At 66.7% G+C, this 14,990-nt stretch carries 18 protein-coding genes; 9 read left to right on the forward strand and 9 right to left on the reverse strand.

Annotation, left to right across the window (positions count from 1 at the left end):
• The first annotated feature begins 27 nt into the window (after window positions 1–27).
• The 4 genes from NJD74_RS10090 (at window position 28) to dxs (ending at window position 5,301) form a co-directional block, all read left to right on the forward strand.
• Window positions 28–513 (forward strand): LEA type 2 family protein, encoded by a 486-nt coding sequence (locus tag NJD74_RS10090; RefSeq protein ID WP_026069713.1) that lies wholly within the window; start codon window positions 28–30, stop codon window positions 511–513.
• A 47-nt stretch (window positions 514–560) separates the two neighbouring features.
• Window positions 561–2,354, forward strand: coding sequence for an acyl-CoA dehydrogenase C-terminal domain-containing protein (locus NJD74_RS10095; protein WP_319624090.1), 1,794 nt, complete (start codon window positions 561–563; stop codon window positions 2,352–2,354).
• Between the two features lie 260 nt (window positions 2,355–2,614).
• Window positions 2,615–3,274: an HNH endonuclease gene (locus NJD74_RS10100; RefSeq protein WP_019182787.1), complete on the forward strand. Its 660-nt coding sequence runs from the start codon at window positions 2,615–2,617 to the stop codon at window positions 3,272–3,274.
• Between the two features lie 116 nt (window positions 3,275–3,390).
• Window positions 3,391–5,301: a 1-deoxy-D-xylulose-5-phosphate synthase gene (dxs, locus tag NJD74_RS10105; RefSeq protein WP_319624091.1), complete on the forward strand. Its 1,911-nt coding sequence runs from the start codon at window positions 3,391–3,393 to the stop codon at window positions 5,299–5,301.
• 116 nt (window positions 5,302–5,417) lie between these two features.
• Here the strand turns inward: dxs and NJD74_RS10110 are convergent, their stop codons facing one another.
• From NJD74_RS10110 to NJD74_RS10120, 3 genes are all read right to left on the reverse strand, one after another.
• Window positions 5,418–5,975 (reverse strand): DUF3011 domain-containing protein, encoded by a 558-nt coding sequence (locus NJD74_RS10110; RefSeq protein ID WP_046273229.1) that lies wholly within the window; start codon window positions 5,973–5,975, stop codon window positions 5,418–5,420.
• A gap of 167 nt (window positions 5,976–6,142) precedes the next feature.
• Window positions 6,143–6,346, reverse strand: coding sequence for a hypothetical protein (locus NJD74_RS10115; RefSeq protein ID WP_019182784.1), 204 nt, complete (start codon window positions 6,344–6,346; stop codon window positions 6,143–6,145).
• Between the two features lie 118 nt (window positions 6,347–6,464).
• Window positions 6,465–7,505, reverse strand: coding sequence for a linear amide C-N hydrolase (locus tag NJD74_RS10120; RefSeq protein WP_319624170.1), 1,041 nt, complete (start codon window positions 7,503–7,505; stop codon window positions 6,465–6,467).
• Window positions 7,506–7,787: 282 nt separating this feature from the next.
• Between NJD74_RS10120 and NJD74_RS10125 the strand changes: the two genes are divergently transcribed.
• The gene (locus NJD74_RS10125) at window positions 7,788–8,072 is read left to right on the forward strand and encodes a peptidase (protein ID WP_319624092.1); all 285 of its coding nucleotides are present in this window, start codon (window positions 7,788–7,790) and stop codon (window positions 8,070–8,072) included.
• A 12-nt stretch (window positions 8,073–8,084) separates the two neighbouring features.
• Here NJD74_RS10125 and NJD74_RS10130 read toward each other — a convergent pair whose 3' ends face one another.
• The 3 genes from NJD74_RS10130 to NJD74_RS10140 form a co-directional block, all read right to left on the reverse strand.
• On the reverse strand, window positions 8,085–8,348 hold the full coding sequence (locus tag NJD74_RS10130) for a hypothetical protein (protein ID WP_319624093.1): 264 nt from the start codon (window positions 8,346–8,348) through the stop codon (window positions 8,085–8,087).
• A 69-nt stretch (window positions 8,349–8,417) separates the two neighbouring features.
• Window positions 8,418–9,782: a HAMP domain-containing sensor histidine kinase gene (locus tag NJD74_RS10135; protein WP_319624094.1), complete on the reverse strand. Its 1,365-nt coding sequence runs from the start codon at window positions 9,780–9,782 to the stop codon at window positions 8,418–8,420.
• Window positions 9,779–10,453, reverse strand: coding sequence for a response regulator transcription factor (locus tag NJD74_RS10140; RefSeq protein WP_019182779.1), 675 nt, complete (start codon window positions 10,451–10,453; stop codon window positions 9,779–9,781). Before NJD74_RS10140 ends, NJD74_RS10135 begins: the two co-directional genes overlap by 4 nt.
• Before the next feature lie 115 nt (window positions 10,454–10,568).
• Between NJD74_RS10140 and NJD74_RS10145 the strand changes: the two genes are divergently transcribed.
• The 4 genes from NJD74_RS10145 (at window position 10,569) to NJD74_RS10160 (ending at window position 12,933) form a co-directional block, all read left to right on the forward strand.
• Window positions 10,569–11,357, forward strand: a complete 789-nt coding sequence (locus NJD74_RS10145; protein ID WP_019182778.1) for a MipA/OmpV family protein — start codon at window positions 10,569–10,571, stop codon at window positions 11,355–11,357.
• 2 nt (window positions 11,358–11,359) lie between these two features.
• Complete coding sequence (locus NJD74_RS10150; protein WP_046273230.1) at window positions 11,360–11,572, forward strand: hypothetical protein; 213 nt, start codon at window positions 11,360–11,362, stop codon at window positions 11,570–11,572.
• A gap of 38 nt (window positions 11,573–11,610) precedes the next feature.
• The gene (locus NJD74_RS10155; RefSeq protein WP_070470891.1) at window positions 11,611–12,027 is read left to right on the forward strand and encodes a hypothetical protein; all 417 of its coding nucleotides are present in this window, start codon (window positions 11,611–11,613) and stop codon (window positions 12,025–12,027) included.
• A 135-nt stretch (window positions 12,028–12,162) separates the two neighbouring features.
• Window positions 12,163–12,933 carry a transporter gene (locus NJD74_RS10160; protein ID WP_102788054.1) on the forward strand — a complete coding sequence of 257 codons (771 nt, stop codon included), beginning with the start codon at window positions 12,163–12,165 and terminating at the stop codon, window positions 12,931–12,933.
• Window positions 12,934–13,027: 94 nt separating this feature from the next.
• On the opposite strand, the gene NJD74_RS10165 is transcribed toward NJD74_RS10160, so the two are convergent.
• The 3 genes from NJD74_RS10165 to panB all read right to left on the reverse strand — a co-directional run bounded on the left by NJD74_RS10165 (window position 13,028) and on the right by panB (window position 14,971).
• Window positions 13,028–13,201, reverse strand: a complete 174-nt coding sequence (locus NJD74_RS10165; protein WP_019182774.1) for a DUF1328 family protein — start codon at window positions 13,199–13,201, stop codon at window positions 13,028–13,030.
• 96 nt (window positions 13,202–13,297) lie between these two features.
• Window positions 13,298–13,753 carry a GNAT family N-acetyltransferase gene (locus NJD74_RS10170; protein ID WP_019182773.1) on the reverse strand — a complete coding sequence of 152 codons (456 nt, stop codon included), beginning with the start codon at window positions 13,751–13,753 and terminating at the stop codon, window positions 13,298–13,300.
• Between the two features lie 372 nt (window positions 13,754–14,125).
• Window positions 14,126–14,971, reverse strand: a complete 846-nt coding sequence (gene panB, locus NJD74_RS10175) for a 3-methyl-2-oxobutanoate hydroxymethyltransferase (RefSeq protein WP_319624095.1) — start codon at window positions 14,969–14,971, stop codon at window positions 14,126–14,128.
• Between the last annotated feature and the right edge of the window lie 19 nt (window positions 14,972–14,990).

Consider the following 14,990-nt stretch of genomic DNA (forward strand, 5'->3'; position numbering starts at 1 on the left):
ATGCAGTATCCGCCCGAGGATTGCGCCATGTCCCACCGCTTCCGTTCCGCCCTGCCCATCGGCCTGATCGCCGTCGCCTGCCTGGCCCTTGCCGCCTGCAACAAGACGGTCAAACGCGTCTCCGAGCCGGCCGCCAGCGTGCAGGAATTGACGGTGCGTGCCGATGGCAGCTGGACGGTCGCGCTGCGCCTGCAGAACTTCAGCTCCATGCCCATGACCTTCGACAACGTGTCCCTGCAGCTCAAGGTGAGCGATCAGGACGCCGGTGCGCTGCAGCTGCAGCCGGCGCTGTCGATTGGTGGCGTGTCGGCCGATGTGGTCAACGTCGACCTCAAGCCGAGCTCGGGCGCGCGCCTGGTGATGGCCGACGCGCTGGCCGGCAACCGTACCCTGGCCTATTCGCTGAAGGGTTCGGTGAGCGCGACCCCGCAGGAAAAGAAGCAACGCACCTTCGAGATTGACAGCCGCAGCACGCTCAACCAGGCCCCTGGCCTGCCCGGCGTCCTGCGCTGACCGGCGGGCTGTCCGCCACCCTTCGCCACTGATCGAGACCGTCCCCGATGAGCAGCTACACCGCCCCGCTTTCCGATATCCGTTTCGCCCTGCATGACGTGCTCAAGGTCGAGCCGCTGTTCGCGCGCCTCGGCCTGACCGATGCCACCGCCGATGTGGTGGATGCCGTACTGGAAGAAGCCGGCCGTTTCAGTGCCAGCGTGCTGGCGCCGTTGAACAGCGTGGGCGATGAGATCGGCTGTGTACTGGACCAGAGCACCGGCGAGGTCACCACCCCGCCTGGCTTCAAGCAGGCGTACACGCAGTTTGTCGAGGGCGGCTGGACCGGCCTGACCGCTGCGCCGGAGCTGGGCGGCCAGGGTCTGCCGCACACGCTGGGCGTGCCGCTCAACGAAATGATCAATGCCGCCAACCTGGCATGGGGCAACTTCCCGCTGCTTTCCCATGGCGCCATCGAGGCGCTCAAGCAGCACGGTGAGGCGTGGCAGCAGGAGGCCTTCCTCAAGCCGCTGATCGAAGGCCGCTGGACCGGCACCATGTGCCTGACCGAACCGCATTGCGGCACCGACCTGGGCCTGCTCAAGACCAAGGCCGAACCCAACGCGGACGGCAGCTACGCGATCACCGGCACCAAGATCTTCATCACCGCCGGCGAGCACGACCTGACCGACAACATCGTGCACCTGGTGCTGGCCAAGCTGCCGGATGCACCGGCCGGCGCCAAGGGCATCTCGCTGTTCGTCACCCCGAAGTTCAAGGTGGACCGCGAGGGCAAGATGGGCGAGCGCAATGCGCTGCGCTGCGGCTCGATCGAGCACAAGATGGGCATCAAGGGTTCGGTCACGTGCGTGATGAATTTCGACGGCGCCGAAGGGTATCTGGTGGGCCAGCCGCACAAGGGCCTGCAGGCGATGTTCACCATGATGAACACCGCACGCCTGGGCGTTGGCCTGCAGGGCATCGGCCTGTCCGAACGCGCCTACCAGAACGCCCTGAAGTACGCCCGCGAGCGCCTGCAGTCACGTTCGCTGAGCGGCCCGAAAAACCCGGAAAAGCCGGCCGACCCGATCCTGGTCCACCCGGATGTGCGGCGCATGCTGCTGACCATCAAATCGCTGGTGGAAGGCAGCCGCCTGTTGGCCCTGCACGCGGCCACCCTGATCGACGTCGCCCACCATGCGCAGGATGCCGGCGAACGCGAACGCGCCGACACCCTGGTGAGCTTCCTCACCCCGATCTCCAAGGCCTGCCAGACCGAATGGGGCATCGAGAACACCTACAACGCGCTGCAGTGCTTCGGTGGCCACGGCTATATCCGCGAGCACGGCATGGAACAGCTGGCGCGCGATGCCCGCATCACCACGCTGTATGAAGGCACCACCGGCATCCAGGCGCTGGACCTGATCGGTCGCAAGACCGCCTCCAGCCAGGGCGCCGGCCTGAAACTGATGCTGGCCGAGATCGAGGCCTTCGCCAGGGCCAATGAAGGCAACCCGGCGCTGGCCGAGTTCATCGCCCCGCTGCGCGGCAAGGCGGACGAATGGGGCAAGCTGACCCTGGCGACCCTGCAGCGCGCGGCCACCAACCCGGACGAACTGGGCGCGGCCAGCTTCGATTACCTGTTCTATTCGGGCTATGTGGTGCTGGCCTACTGGTGGGCACGCAGCGTCGCTGCCGCCGATGCCTCCGCGCAGAGCGCTGCGTTCAAGCAGGCCAAGCGCGAGACCGCCCGCTTCTACTTCGCCCGCGTGCTGCCGCGCACGCTCAGCCACGCCGCCGCGATCCAGGCCGGCGCCGAACCGCTGATGGCGATGACCGACGCGCATTTCGGCGAAGTTTGATCGGTCGCCGGACCACCGACGCCTGATCGTCGGTAGGTGCCGACCGCCAGTCGGAGCACCGATACCTGATCGTCGGTAGGTGCCGACCGTTGGTCGGCACCCCGATACACGTTCTGGAGAAAAGCCCCCTTGATGTTCAAGGGGGCGCGCCAACGGCGCGGGGATAAGGTGGAATGCCCGGGGCCGAATCGTTACCAAATGGGTAGGCGCTTGCCGCCTATACCCATTTGGTAACGATTCGGGTATAAGCTGTTTTCCCGATGGAGACAGACACTACACGCTTGGGTCTGATCGATACCGGAGCCTCGTCCGCCCCGGTCGCCGAGGTATCGCCGATCGTTACGCTGCATCGGCCCGGCTCGGTACGGTTATTGGCCCTGGACGCCCACGGGCGCGTGCTCGACTGGATCAATTGGCAGGACGCGTCCTGCCTCTACGCACGCGGTGCGGTCGCCTGGACCCTCGGTGACCCCTGCCTGCACATCCGTGGCGGCATCTGCCGCACCACCGGCCTGCAGAGCGGCCTGGACCTGCACCCGATCATCGCCGCCCGCGGGCATGCCCGTTCCCGTGCGATCGACCCCACCCCGAATCTCTCCAATCCGGCCCTGTTCGCGCGCGATGCGCATCTGTGCCTGTACTGCGGGCAACAGTTCAACCGCCCGCAACTGACCCGCGACCACGTCATGCCGATCTCCAAGGGCGGCCTGGACGTGTGGGAGAACGTGGTCAGTGCGTGCTTCCACTGCAACTCGCGCAAGAGCAACCGGACCCCGCAGCAGGCCGGCATGCCGCTGCTGGCCGTGCCTTACCGGCCGAGCTGGATCGAACACATGATCCTCTCCAACCGCAACATCCTGGCCGACCAGATGGCGTTCCTGAAGGCGCAGCTGCCCAAGCGCTCCAAGCTCTGCGCCTGAGTGCACTGCGACGTTCTGTCGCAGCTGCCGTCACCGTTTACTCACTGAAAAGGCGGTTTGCTTGCCCCACCCCCGTTTGGGGGGGAAAATAGGCGCTCAGAAGAAGCGCGATAAACATGATCGACTCCGCCCGCTATCCCCGCCTTGCGCGCATCCAGTCACCGGATGACCTGCGCAGGTTCGATGAATCCGAACTGCCCGCGATCGCGGATGAACTGCGTGCCTACCTGATTGAGTCGGTCGGCAAGAGCGGCGGCCATTTCGGCGCCGGCCTGGGCGTGATCGAACTGACCGTCGCCCTGCACTACCTGTATCAGACGCCCGTCGATCAGCTGGTGTGGGATGTGGGTCATCAGACCTACCCGCACAAGATCCTGACCGGCCGCCGCGACGAGATCCACACGGTCAAGCAGAAGGATGGCGTCGCGCCGTTCCCCAAGCGCGAGGAAAGCGAGTACGACACCTTCGGCGTCGGCCATTCCTCGACCTCGATCTCCGCAGCGCTGGGCATGGCGATCGCACGCCAGGCCGAAGGCGATGACCGCAAGGTCGTGGCCGTGATCGGCGACGGCGCGATGACCGCCGGCATGGCTTACGAGGCGCTCAACCACGCCGGCGGCATGGAGCAGGAACCGAACCTGCTGGTGATCCTCAACGACAACAACATGTCGATCTCCGAGGCCGTCGGCGGGCTGACCAAGATGCTCGGCCGGGCCACCGGCAGCCGCACGCTCAACGCGCTGCGCGAAGGCGGCAAGAAGATCCTCGGCGACAAGAAGCACAACCCGACCGCGCGCTTCGTCAAGCGCTGGGAAGAACACTGGAAGGGCATGTTCGTGCCGTCCACGTTCTTCGAGGAAATGGGCTTCCATTACACCGGGCCGATCGACGGCCACGACGTGCCGGCGCTGGTCGCCACGCTGAAAACGCTCAAGAGCCTGAAAGGCCTGAAGCTGCTGCACGTGATGACCACCAAGGGCAAGGGTTACGAGCGCGCCGAAGGTGACCAGATCGGTTACCACGCGGTTGGCCCGTTCGATCCGGACAAGGGCCTGGTCGCCAAGGGCGGGGCCAAGAAGCCGACCTATACCGACGTCTTCAGCGACTGGCTGTGCGATGCCGCCGCGGCCGAACCGAAGCTGATGGGCATCACCCCGGCGATGCGCGAGGGCTCTGGCCTGGTGCGTTTCAGCAAGGAATACCCGGACCGCTACTTCGATGTGGCCATCGCCGAACAGCACGCCGTGACCTTGGCGGCGGGCATGGCCACCCAGGGCGCCAAGCCGGTGGTGGCGATCTACTCGACCTTCCTGCAGCGCGCCTACGACCAGCTGGTCCACGACGTGGCCGTGCAGGAGCTGGATGTGCTGTTCGCGATCGACCGCGCCGGCGTGGTCGGCCCGGATGGCGCTACCCATGCCGGCAACCTGGACCTGAGCTTCCTGCGCTGCGTGCCGCACATGGTGGTCATGGCACCGTCCGATGAGGCCGAATGCCGCCAGATGCTGACCACCGGCCTGCGCTACGCCGGCCCGGCTGCGGTGCGCTACCCGCGCGGCAGCGGGACCGGCATCGCCGCCGGTACGGATCTGGCCACGCTGGAGATCGGCAAGGCCGAGCTGCGCCTGCAGGGCAGCCGGATCGCCCTGCTCGCGTTCGGCAGCACCGTGACGGCCGCCGAACAGGTCGGCCGCGAACTGGGCCTGACCGTGGTCAACATGCGTTTCATCAAGCCGCTGGACCGGGCCCTGCTGCTGGACCTTGCGCAGCGCCATGAAGGCTTCGTCACCATTGAAGACAACGTGGTTGCCGGCGGTGCCGGCTCCGGCGTGGCCGAGCTGCTCAATGCCGAGAACGTGCTCAAGCCGTTCCTGCACCTGGGCCTGCCGGACAGCTTCCAGCACCATGCCAGCCGCGAAGACCTGCTGGCCGACGCCGGCATCGATGCCGCCGGCATCCGCCAGGCCGTGCTCAAGCGCTGGCCGATGCTGGTCAAGAGCGGCCAGACGCTCAGCGCAGCGGGCTGACGCGCTGTCGGCCACCGTCGGGTGGGCTCGCCGCAGAAAGACCGAGGCCGCGTCTGATCGACGCGGCCTCGTTCGTTTCAGCCTGCATCACGCACCCTGGCGCTGTGCAGCGGCCCTCAGTAAATCTGGAACTGTGCCCGGCAGCCGCCGTCCACCCAGACCCCGGTACGGTCCCAGCCCCAGGTGCGGCCTTCGATGCAGGCATTGCGCGAGGTCTGGCGGATCAGCCGCGCCTCGCGGCGCACATTGGCCACGCAGCGCTGACGGCGATGGTCATTGGAATCGCAGGTCAGGATCTGGCCCCGGCCACTGTTGCCGCCGCCGTTGTGCCCCCAGCCACCGCCGCCATTCCAGCGGCCGCCGCGGCCACCTTCGGCGATGAACTCGGCCCGGCAACCCTGCGTCACCCATACGCCGTTGCGGGCCTGGCCCCAGGTCTGCCCTTCCACGCAGGGCGAGCCGGAGATCTGCCGCACCAGACGGGCACGGCCCGGCAAGGCGCATTGCTGCGTGCGGTTCTTGATCGACTCGCAACGCACCGGGCCGCCGCTGTAACCGTCGTCGTAGTAGCGGTCGTAGTTCTGCGCCTGGGCGGCACCGGCCAGCGCCATCAGGGCCGGCACCACGGCCCAGCGCAATCGTCTGGCTGCCTGGGAAGGGCGGTTGTTGGACATGGGGGACCTCGATGCTGTGTGGGGAGGCGCACAGGATCGGTGATCGTCCGGCCGGGCGACATAGGCCAGAAGTCGCTGATTTCATGCCCTATTTAGGTACCCGACGCGAGGCTGACTGAGCCGACCGAAGCCGGTCACATCCGTTCTGGTGGCTGCTTCACGGCCGCTCAGCCGTAGCGCACGGCGTCCACGTAGGTTTCCAGCACCTGCACCCGGACGGCGCTGCTGTTGCCGGTTTCGGCAAAATGCTCGCGCGCCAGGGCATCGGCGAAGTCAAAGGCGGTGGCACCGTTGCGGAATGCGATCGGTGCGGATTTGGCCGGATGCACGACGTGCCAGCGGCGTTCGATATGTTGCAGTTTGATCACCATGCGGATCGTTCCTTTGCGGCATGCCTGGGCGAGAAGCTCACGACGGGAGGGATCCATCCCTCAGCAGGAACGATAGAGCAGGCCGCAGCCTACGGGTATCGGATTAGTCTGATTTTGCTCAACTATCGGTACCAAGGAACCGGAAAGGTTCGGCCGGCTGGAATCGGGGCAGCGCGTCGCCGGCGAACACATTGCGCTGGTCCGGCCCCAGGGCGAGTTTCAGCACCGGCGCACCGCGCGAGAAATCGGCCTTGTTGAGATCCACCCAGAAGGTATTGGGTGTCATCGCCGATTCGAAGAAATACAGCTTGCGCTTGTGATCGGCGACAGTTCGCCAGCGGGTGGAAGAAATGTTCGGCTCCCCCGGCGTGGTGATTCCATAGGGCACGGACACATTGCGGATCACACTGAACACGCTCGCCAGCGCCACCACCGGATCTTCGCTTTTCGGAATGGCGTTGATGTAGAACTTCGCGCGTGCGAACCGATCGGCCGAGCGGTTGGTGCCGGGCAGCATCACGGTGCCACCAATCTCCTGCCAGTACGCGTTCAGCGCCAACTGCTGGTCGAACACGGGCGAGTTGGTCATCACCTGGTAAGCGCGATCGTGATGGATCACCTGCCTGCCGTTGATGTATTCGACGATGGCGCTGTCGCCGCTGGCGTCGGACAAGGACAGGTGCAGCGTGGCCAGTCGCGATTCGCCCGGCACCTTGTCGGTCACGATGGAAAACGGCTCGCGTTCCAGCGCGGCGACGGCCTCGGCAACGGTGGCGAAATTGTCGAGCGCGTACTGCGCCCACAACGAAATCGCCAGCCCGGGTTTGCTGCCACGCTGCTGTGGGTACTCCGATTCGGCCAACCACAGCAGATTGGCTGACAGTCCCGCTTCGTTGAGGCCGTCGGTGGTGGAGATGTCGTAGCCGGTGGCGACGACGCTGCCGTAGCGCGACGTCCAGCGGATCGAGCGCGGACCGGCCTGGCCATCGCGGCTGATGCCTTTGGGCAACACCCATAGATTGGTGGCGACATCGCTTTTCCAATCCATCGAGCGGGCGGTGATCACGTCCTGGTTGTCGCCCAGGTACACCACGCGCGTGCAGGCATCGGCCTGGGCGCAGACACAGGTGAGTGCCGCAGCAAGCGCAATGTGACGCATCGAAAACAGCAGTTTCATGGCGTGCCTCCTGGCCGTGGCGCTGACAAGCTGGCGTCGAACCTGATACAGGCGATACCCACGCAGACTCGTCGCAAGCATCCTGCTTCAACGCATCATCGCTTCCACGGCGCTGGTCATGCACTACAACGCAGCATCGGCGGAACCGTTCCGCGCCATATCAGCCCACGCCAAGTGATGGAGGAGTGAACCCGGCATCCTGCACGTGGCATCGACGGACCCGGCGCGAGACTGCCTGCGACCTCAAGCGCCCATGGAGGGTCCATGTCCATTCGAGCCGCCCTGCTTCCCCTGCTTCCCCTGCTTCCCCTGCTCGCCGCCCTCACCGCCTGCGCCCATCCTGCACCGCCACCCTCACCCACTGCGGGCGTACCGGGCGCAGACCGCGATGCGCACGGGTGCATCGGCTCGGCAGGCTACCGCTGGTGCGAACGCACACAGCAGTGCGAACGTCCTTGGGAACTGGCGAAGGCCAAGGGGCTGGAGAATACCGCCGAGGTCATCACCGCCTACTGCGCTGAGCCGCCGGCCGGGCCGGCGAAACGCTGATCCCACACGGGATCAGCCGTCCTTGTTCTTGCCGCCGAAATCGAGCGGCTTGCTGTCGCCACCGCCTCCGTCATTGAACCGGATGTTCAACTCATTGCAGCGGCTTTCACGGCGGGCGACCTGCGCCGGCAGGTCCTTCACCTGCGGCGAATCCTCGCACTGCGGGCGCGAGGCGACATCGTCATAGGTGGCGCACCCGGACAGGCCAGACAGGGCCAGGCCGGACAGGGCCAGGCCGGACATCACGATCACACCGAACAGCGAACGTACGCGCATCGAACCGGCACCTGAAAGGGGGACCTGTCCGTTGTCCCACGACGCCTCTGCCCGATCAGCTGCCATTGGTCATGCCGGGGTCGCTGCCAGCACCGGCCGCGGATCCACCGGCAGCACCACCAGGAACCGCGCGCCACCACCGGGGGCGCTGTCCACGGCGATGGTGCCGGCATGCCGCAGCACGATCTCACGCGCGAGATGCAGGCCCAGCCCGCTGCCGCTGCCGCTGGGCCGCAACCGATGGAACGGCTCGAACACGGACAGCCGCTCGGCCTCGGGCACACCAGGGCCTTCATCGCTGACCGACAGGCTGCCGTCATCGTGCAGCGCCACCGCGATCATGCCGCGGCCACCGCCGTGGGCGATGGCGTTCTGCAGGAGGCTGGCGATGACACGGTGCAGTGCATGTGGATCGCCGCGGACCCAGATCGGTTGGTCGGGGGCGTCCACCGAGAAGCCGTAACCGGCATCCACGACCAGCGGCGCCACGTCGGCGGCTACCTCACGGGTCAGTGCGGAGAGGTCGATGCGCTGCGACTGGCTGCCGTGGCGGTCCAGCCGCTGCAGATCCAGCAGCTGCTCGGCGATGTTGCTCAGGCGGCTCAGGTCCAGCTGCAGGCGCGAGCGTGCCTCGCCGGGCGGCAGATCGGCCAGCCGCGTGGCCAGGATCGCGATCGGCATGCGCAGCTCATGCGCTGCGCCGGCGAGGAAGCGGTCCTGGGCGTCGTAGCTTTCACCGATGCGGCGCACGGCCGCGTTGAACGCATCCACCAGCGGGTAGATCTCCAGCGGTACCGCGCGCGTATCCAGGCCGCTGCCACGCTCGTTGACCTGGATCGCGGCCGCCTGCGCTGCCACGCGGTTGACCCCGCGCAGCGCGCGGTGGATCACCCACGGCGCCACCACCAGCGTGATCACCAGCACCGGTAATGCGATCCAGCCCCCCAGATAGCGGAAGATCAACAGCAGCTGCCGCACGATGCTGCGTTCGGGAATGCCGCCCACCGCCACGTGCAATCGCCCTTCGGGCCGATCCACGACGACCACGCGCACGGCAAGCGCATCGGCATTGATGCGGGTGCGGATATCGGTCTGCTCGATGTGATCCAGCCGCGCGACCAACGGGCGGTACTGCACGGGCACCTCGCCATGCACCAGCCGCCGGCCGCGTTCGTCGGCGGCGGCGAACCAGAACGTGGCCGGCGGGCGCGGCACGGCCAGGGCGACCTTCGGTGGATCCGCCTCCAGCCCCTGGGCGCCAACGGAGATCGCCGATGCGATCTGGTCACTGGTCTTCCAGTCGATGTAGGCCGAGCGACGCTCGCCGTAGGTCAGCACCATCGCACTCAACGCCAGCGCGATGGTCGCCGCCTGGATCAGGCACACCTTCCAGACCAGGTTGAAGGCCAGGGAATCGGGTTTGAGCAGTCTCACGGCGTGTCCTTGAGCAGGTATCCGATGCCGCGCATGACATGGATCTCCACGCCGGCATCAGCTTCCAGCAGCGCCTTGCGCAGCTTGGAGACATGCGCATCCAGCGCATTGGACTGGATGGCATCGTCAAAACCGTACACAGCCTCCAGCAACGAAGCGCGGCCCACCGTGCGCCCCTGGCGCAGCGCCAGCGCTTCGAGCACCAGCAGCTGCCGCCGCGGCAATGCCAGCAGCACATCGCAAACGCGTGCCTCGCGCGCCACGAAATCGAACTGCAGCCGGCCCAGTGACAACACCGGCAGGGTGATCTGCGAGGGGCGCCGGGAGATCGCGCGGATCCGTGCGAGCAGTTCTTCCACGGCGAAGGGCTTGGTCAGGTAATCATCGGCACCGACATCCAGCCCGGTGACCCGGTCGGCCACCGAAGCGCGCGCGGTCAGCATGATCACCGGCAGGTTCGGCACCCGCTCACGGGCGACCTGGACGAAACTGGCGCCATCGCCATCGGGGAGCTGGCGGTCCAGCAGGAGGATCTGGTGTACGCCGGCCTTGAGCGCTTCATCGGCCTGGGCCATCGAGCCGACCACGTCGACCACCATGCCATGGCGCGCCAGGCTGACCTGGATCGCGCTGGCCATTTCCGGATCATCTTCCAGGAGAAGAAGGCGCATGGGAGCGGTGCCTGCGGGGTACGAAGGAGGCGATGGTACCGCGCACGCCGACGTAACGTTCCGACAATGTAGGGCGCCCACCATGAGGCTCCGGTTGTTCCCCTTCGGCAGGTCCATGCACGTCCGTTTCCGCTTTTCGCGTCCTTCTTCCGCTCTGCTTGGCCTGGCCCTGGGCACTGCGTTGACCGCCACCGGCGCCCAGGCCGCCGATGCCCCCGAAGCGGGCAGGAAAGGAAGCGTCGGCATCGCCGTTGTCGCCCTCAAGGCCCCGTACGCCGGCTATGACACCGATCGTCTGGCCGCCCCGATCGTCAGCTGGGAAGGCCGCTCGTTCTTCTTCCGCGGTGGCAGCGTGGGCTATCGCCTCCACCAGACCGCGCAGTCCGAACTGGCACTCACCGCCTCGCCGTACGTGATGCGCTTCAAACGCCGCGACAGTCATGACCCGCAGCTGCGCCAGCTGGACAACCGCAGCCTGTCCGGGATGCTGGGCGTGTCCTGGCGCCACCAGGCCGACTGGGGCGTGCTGCAGGCCAACGCGCAGGCCGAAGTGACCGGGCACGGGGGTGGCTTCTCGGCCGATGCCCGATATGCCTACCCGGTTCCCGCTGGCCGCGTGACCTTCATGCCTGCGGTGGGGGTGACCTACACCAGCGCCGATCTCAACGACTACTACTTCGGCGTGAGCCAACGCGAAGCGGCCCGTAGTGGCCTGGCGCATTACTCGGCCGGCAGCGGCGTGTCGCCATACATGGACATCGCCGCGGTGATGCCGCTGGGCCCGCGCTGGACCGCGACCGCATCGATCCGTCGCACGTCGCTGGCCGATGCCGTGCGCGACAGCCCGATGACCCGTGGCGATCACATGGACACCGCCGCCCTCTCCCTCAGTTACGGATTCTGATCATGCGTCAGGGAATCGTACGTCGTGTCGCGGATCTGGCCTTGCAGATCGAACCGGACCGCGCCGCCGTTCTTGAATGGATTCTGCATTCCCCCCTGCCCGCGCTCGACGGGCAGACCACGTTCGAGCTGGCCTGCCAAGGCCAGGGCGAACGCGTCGTCGCGCTGCTGGACACGCTGCTGCGGCAGGGCGGTCCGGCGCTGCCACGCGGCTGAACCCACGTTTTTCCCCCACCGGTGTCCTGGAGGCGCGAATGCACAACGCAACCGATACCCTGCTGCTGCGAGCAGCCAATGACGACCTGGCCGCGCATGCGATCGTGGCCAATCTCCACCGCGCGATCCAGCAGCGCATGGACCGTGACAGTCAGGCCCATGGCCGGTTCTCGCGTGCCTACATCGCCGAGCTGTTCGATATCGGGCGCACCATCAGTGCGCAGTGCCGGCCGCACCACGTCGACAGCGACTGGATCACCGCACGGCGTGCGTGGCTCGATGCGGTCCTGCGCGAACATCCGCTGGACCGTGGTGATGCGCAACTGACCGCCGCGCGGCATGCCGCCGATGGCTTCCTGCTCCGCGCCTGTGTGCTCGGCTGTGACGCCACGCCGGACGCGGCGACCGACCGCGTGCGTGATGCCCTCATCGCCATGACCCGGCCAGCACGCTGAGCGACATCGCACACCGCCCTGCGGGCGGGTGCCGCCGACACCTGCACATGACCGCCGAAATCACCGTGGTACATTCCGGCCAAGGGGCAGGCTGACTGCGCCTGATGCCGGTATCGGCCGGCCTGGAGCGTGCGCATGCGGTGTTCGGCCCTGCTGGTTTCTCTGCTGTTCTCCGGTGCGGTGCACGCGCAGCAGGACGCGCCGCCGGACCTGGCCTTCGATCGCCCCGGCATCGGCTTTGCCGCCTCGACCCTGCCCCTCGGTGGCGTCGCGCTCGAGGCGGGGCTGCCCGCTTTCAGCCGAGACCGCGACGACGGGGGGGTGCTGAGCACGCAGTACAGTGCCGACATCAACCTCCGTATCGGGTTGGCCAGCCATGTGGAACTGCAGGCCTTCACCTCGCCCTGGAACCATCTGCGCGTGGCACCGCGCAATGCCCCCGCCGAGCGCAGCAGCGGTGCCGGTGATGTGGGCGTCGGCCTGAAGTTCGCCCTGCCCCTGCCCTCGGACACGCACGCCGTGGCGCTGTTGGCCAGTACCACCTTCGCCACCGGCTCGCGCGACTTCAGCGAAGGCGCCACGCAGTACGCGCTGGGTGCGAGCTACGAGTACGCGTTCAACGATCACTGGACCGGCGCGCTGTACGCCAATGTCACCCGCGGTGGCAGCGAGGACAGCGTGACCTGGGCACCCAGCCTGAGCTTTGCCGCCACCGATACCATCAGCACCTATCTGGAGGCGGGCTTCACCGATAGCGACGGTGAGCCTTCGACCGGAATAGCGGGGGCTGGCATCACCTGGATGGTGACCCCGACAGTCCAGCTGGATGCCTCGTTCGACGTGGGCCTGGATGAGGACAGCCCGGACACGCAGGCCGGGCTGGGGGTATCGGTGTATTTCCAGTGAGCTGCGTGCGCTGGAACGAGAGCCACCAATGAAAAGGCCTGCGCGAAATCGCGCAGGCCTTCGTTCCTGACGGTTGGCGCAGGCGCGCGCCCGGTCAGGTCACCTTCTTGGCGATGGTCATGCCGAGTACGAACAGCACGACGGCGATGATGATGCCCGCCCAGAACAGGAACTTGGCAATGCCGATGGCGGCGCCACCGATGCCCGCAAAACCGAGGGCGCCGGCGATCAGGCCGATGACAGCAAAAATGATGGCCCACTTGATCATGATGATCCTTTCCCCGAATCGGGTTGAATGACAGGACTCCACCGTAGCCACTGGGCTGTCTCACCTTCGTGAACGCGTCGGCTGAACGGTGTGAAGTCAGGGACGGGCCATGAGCTGCATGTTCATCGGCTGATACCTCAGGCCGGAGGATTCGGCCGCCTCGCCTGCGCACGCAAAGCCATAGCGCTCATACGCCGGCACCGACGACAGCGAAGCGCTGACACTCAGCACATCCACGCGTGCGTGATCGATCATGGCGGCCATCAGCGCCTTGCCTATGCCCTGCTGCTGAGCGGCAGGGTCCACGAACAACATCGCCACGTGGCGGCCCTCCTTGAGCTCCGCCACACCGACGATACGGTCCTGCTGTTCGAACACCAGCATGAGGTTGTCGTGCGACATCCGCGTACGGAATCCTTCCACCGAAGCGATGCGGGAAAACGTCTCGATACCAACTGGGGTCAGTGAATCGGCCACCGATCCCATGAAGGCCGCCATACAGATGCGGCTGGCCTGTTCCAGATCCGCCGCTACCAAGGTGCGCACCGCCATCTTTTTCTCTTTCCTCGTCCATGGGGTTGAGCAGTCACTCTACCCCGATGGCCCCTACCCGCCCATTCTTCGTCGCATGCGGGGGCAGGCCAGGGATCCTCACCCGGCACATCGGGCAGTGGCGAGCGCTCGGCAGTACTGCTGCCCCGGGCACGGACGAACCCGCCGCGTGCGGGCACCGGCAGCACCCAGGACACCGAGCGCCACGCGCCCTGCCCGGTCCAATCGCCAGCCCCGAACACCCGCGTGTGCATGCTCAGCCCCTGCGCATCGCCCTGCGCGCCCACGATCAGCTCCAGATGATCCATCACCGGATGCTGACCGGCGGCATTGGGCGGGGTGGGCACGCGCCTCAGGCGATACGCCTGTCGATCAGAACGTGTGTTCCGGGCCGGGGAACGTGCCTGCCCCCACCTCAGCCGCGAACTCACGTGCCGCCTTCTGCAGCAGCCCGTGCATGTCCGCGTACTGCTTCACGAAGCGCGGCAGCTTGCCGGTGCGCAGCCCGGCCATGTCCTGCCAGACCAGCACCTGTGCATCGCAGTCGCTGCCCGCCCCGATGCCGACGGTGGGGATCTTCAGCGCCGCGGTGATCTGGGCGGCAACCGCGCCGGGCACCATCTCCATCAGCACGGCGAACGCACCTGCCGCCTCCAGCGCACGCGCTTCCTCGATCAGGCGCGCGCCATCGTCGCCCCGCCCCTGCACGCGGAAGCCACCCAGCTGATGCTCCGACTGCGGCGTGAAGCCAATGTGCGCCATCACCGGAATGCCACAGCTGACCAGTTTGCGTACCTGCGGCACCATCTCGATGCCGCCCTCCAGCTTGACCGCATGCGCCCCGCCTTCCTTCATGAAACGCACGGCGGTATGGAAGCACTGCTCCGGCGAGGCCTGGTAGGAACCGAATGGCAGATCGGCGATCACCAGCGGCCGGCGCGTGCAGCGGCTCACCGCGCGCAACAGCGGCATCAGCTCATCGACCGTGACCGGCAGCAGCGAGTCGTTGCCGAACACGTTGTTGGACGCCGAATCGCCGATCAGCAACACCGGAATGCCGGCGTCTTCGAAGATCGCCGCGGTATACATGTCGTAGGCGATGAGCATCGCCCACTTCTCGCCGCGCTCCTTCATCTGCTGCAGATGCGGGATACGCACGCGCGGGGCCGGGACCGGGGCACTGCCCGGCGTCGCGTAGGGATGGAGCTGTTCGGTCATGCCAAGGATCCTCGTGGGG

Origin of the sequence: Stenotrophomonas sp. RG-453, from assembly GCF_033843685.1 — a bacterium.
GTDB classification, from domain to species: Bacteria; Pseudomonadota; Gammaproteobacteria; order Xanthomonadales; family Xanthomonadaceae; genus Stenotrophomonas; species Stenotrophomonas bentonitica_A.

Excerpts from the sequence above, each read along its gene's own strand:
- NJD74_RS10160 (WP_102788054.1), top strand. The coding sequence starts at position 12,163 with ATGCGGTGTTCGGCCCTGCTGGTTTCTCTGCTGTTCTCCGGTGCGGTG.
- NJD74_RS10140 (WP_019182779.1), bottom strand. The coding sequence starts at position 10,453 with ATGCGCCTTCTTCTCCTGGAAGATGATCCGGAAATGGCCAGCGCGATC.
- NJD74_RS10145 (WP_019182778.1), top strand. The coding sequence starts at position 10,569 with ATGCACGTCCGTTTCCGCTTTTCGCGTCCTTCTTCCGCTCTGCTTGGC.
- NJD74_RS10165 (WP_019182774.1), bottom strand. The coding sequence starts at position 13,201 with ATGATCAAGTGGGCCATCATTTTTGCTGTCATCGGCCTGATCGCCGGC.
- NJD74_RS10090 (WP_026069713.1), top strand. The coding sequence starts at position 28 with ATGTCCCACCGCTTCCGTTCCGCCCTGCCCATCGGCCTGATCGCCGTC.
- dxs (WP_319624091.1), top strand. The coding sequence starts at position 3,391 with ATGATCGACTCCGCCCGCTATCCCCGCCTTGCGCGCATCCAGTCACCG.
- NJD74_RS10115 (WP_019182784.1), bottom strand. The coding sequence starts at position 6,346 with ATGGTGATCAAACTGCAACATATCGAACGCCGCTGGCACGTCGTGCAT.
- NJD74_RS10095 (WP_319624090.1), top strand. The coding sequence starts at position 561 with ATGAGCAGCTACACCGCCCCGCTTTCCGATATCCGTTTCGCCCTGCAT.
- NJD74_RS10150 (WP_046273230.1), top strand. The coding sequence starts at position 11,360 with ATGCGTCAGGGAATCGTACGTCGTGTCGCGGATCTGGCCTTGCAGATC.
- NJD74_RS10120 (WP_319624170.1), bottom strand. The coding sequence starts at position 7,505 with ATGCGTCACATTGCGCTTGCTGCGGCACTCACCTGTGTCTGCGCCCAG.
- NJD74_RS10110 (WP_046273229.1), bottom strand. The coding sequence starts at position 5,975 with ATGTCCAACAACCGCCCTTCCCAGGCAGCCAGACGATTGCGCTGGGCC.
- panB (WP_319624095.1), bottom strand. The coding sequence starts at position 14,971 with ATGACCGAACAGCTCCATCCCTACGCGACGCCGGGCAGTGCCCCGGTC.
- NJD74_RS10130 (WP_319624093.1), bottom strand. The coding sequence starts at position 8,348 with ATGCGCGTACGTTCGCTGTTCGGTGTGATCGTGATGTCCGGCCTGGCC.
- NJD74_RS10125 (WP_319624092.1), top strand. The coding sequence starts at position 7,788 with ATGTCCATTCGAGCCGCCCTGCTTCCCCTGCTTCCCCTGCTTCCCCTG.
- NJD74_RS10155 (WP_070470891.1), top strand. The coding sequence starts at position 11,611 with ATGCACAACGCAACCGATACCCTGCTGCTGCGAGCAGCCAATGACGAC.
- NJD74_RS10170 (WP_019182773.1), bottom strand. The coding sequence starts at position 13,753 with ATGGCGGTGCGCACCTTGGTAGCGGCGGATCTGGAACAGGCCAGCCGC.
- NJD74_RS10100 (WP_019182787.1), top strand. The coding sequence starts at position 2,615 with ATGGAGACAGACACTACACGCTTGGGTCTGATCGATACCGGAGCCTCG.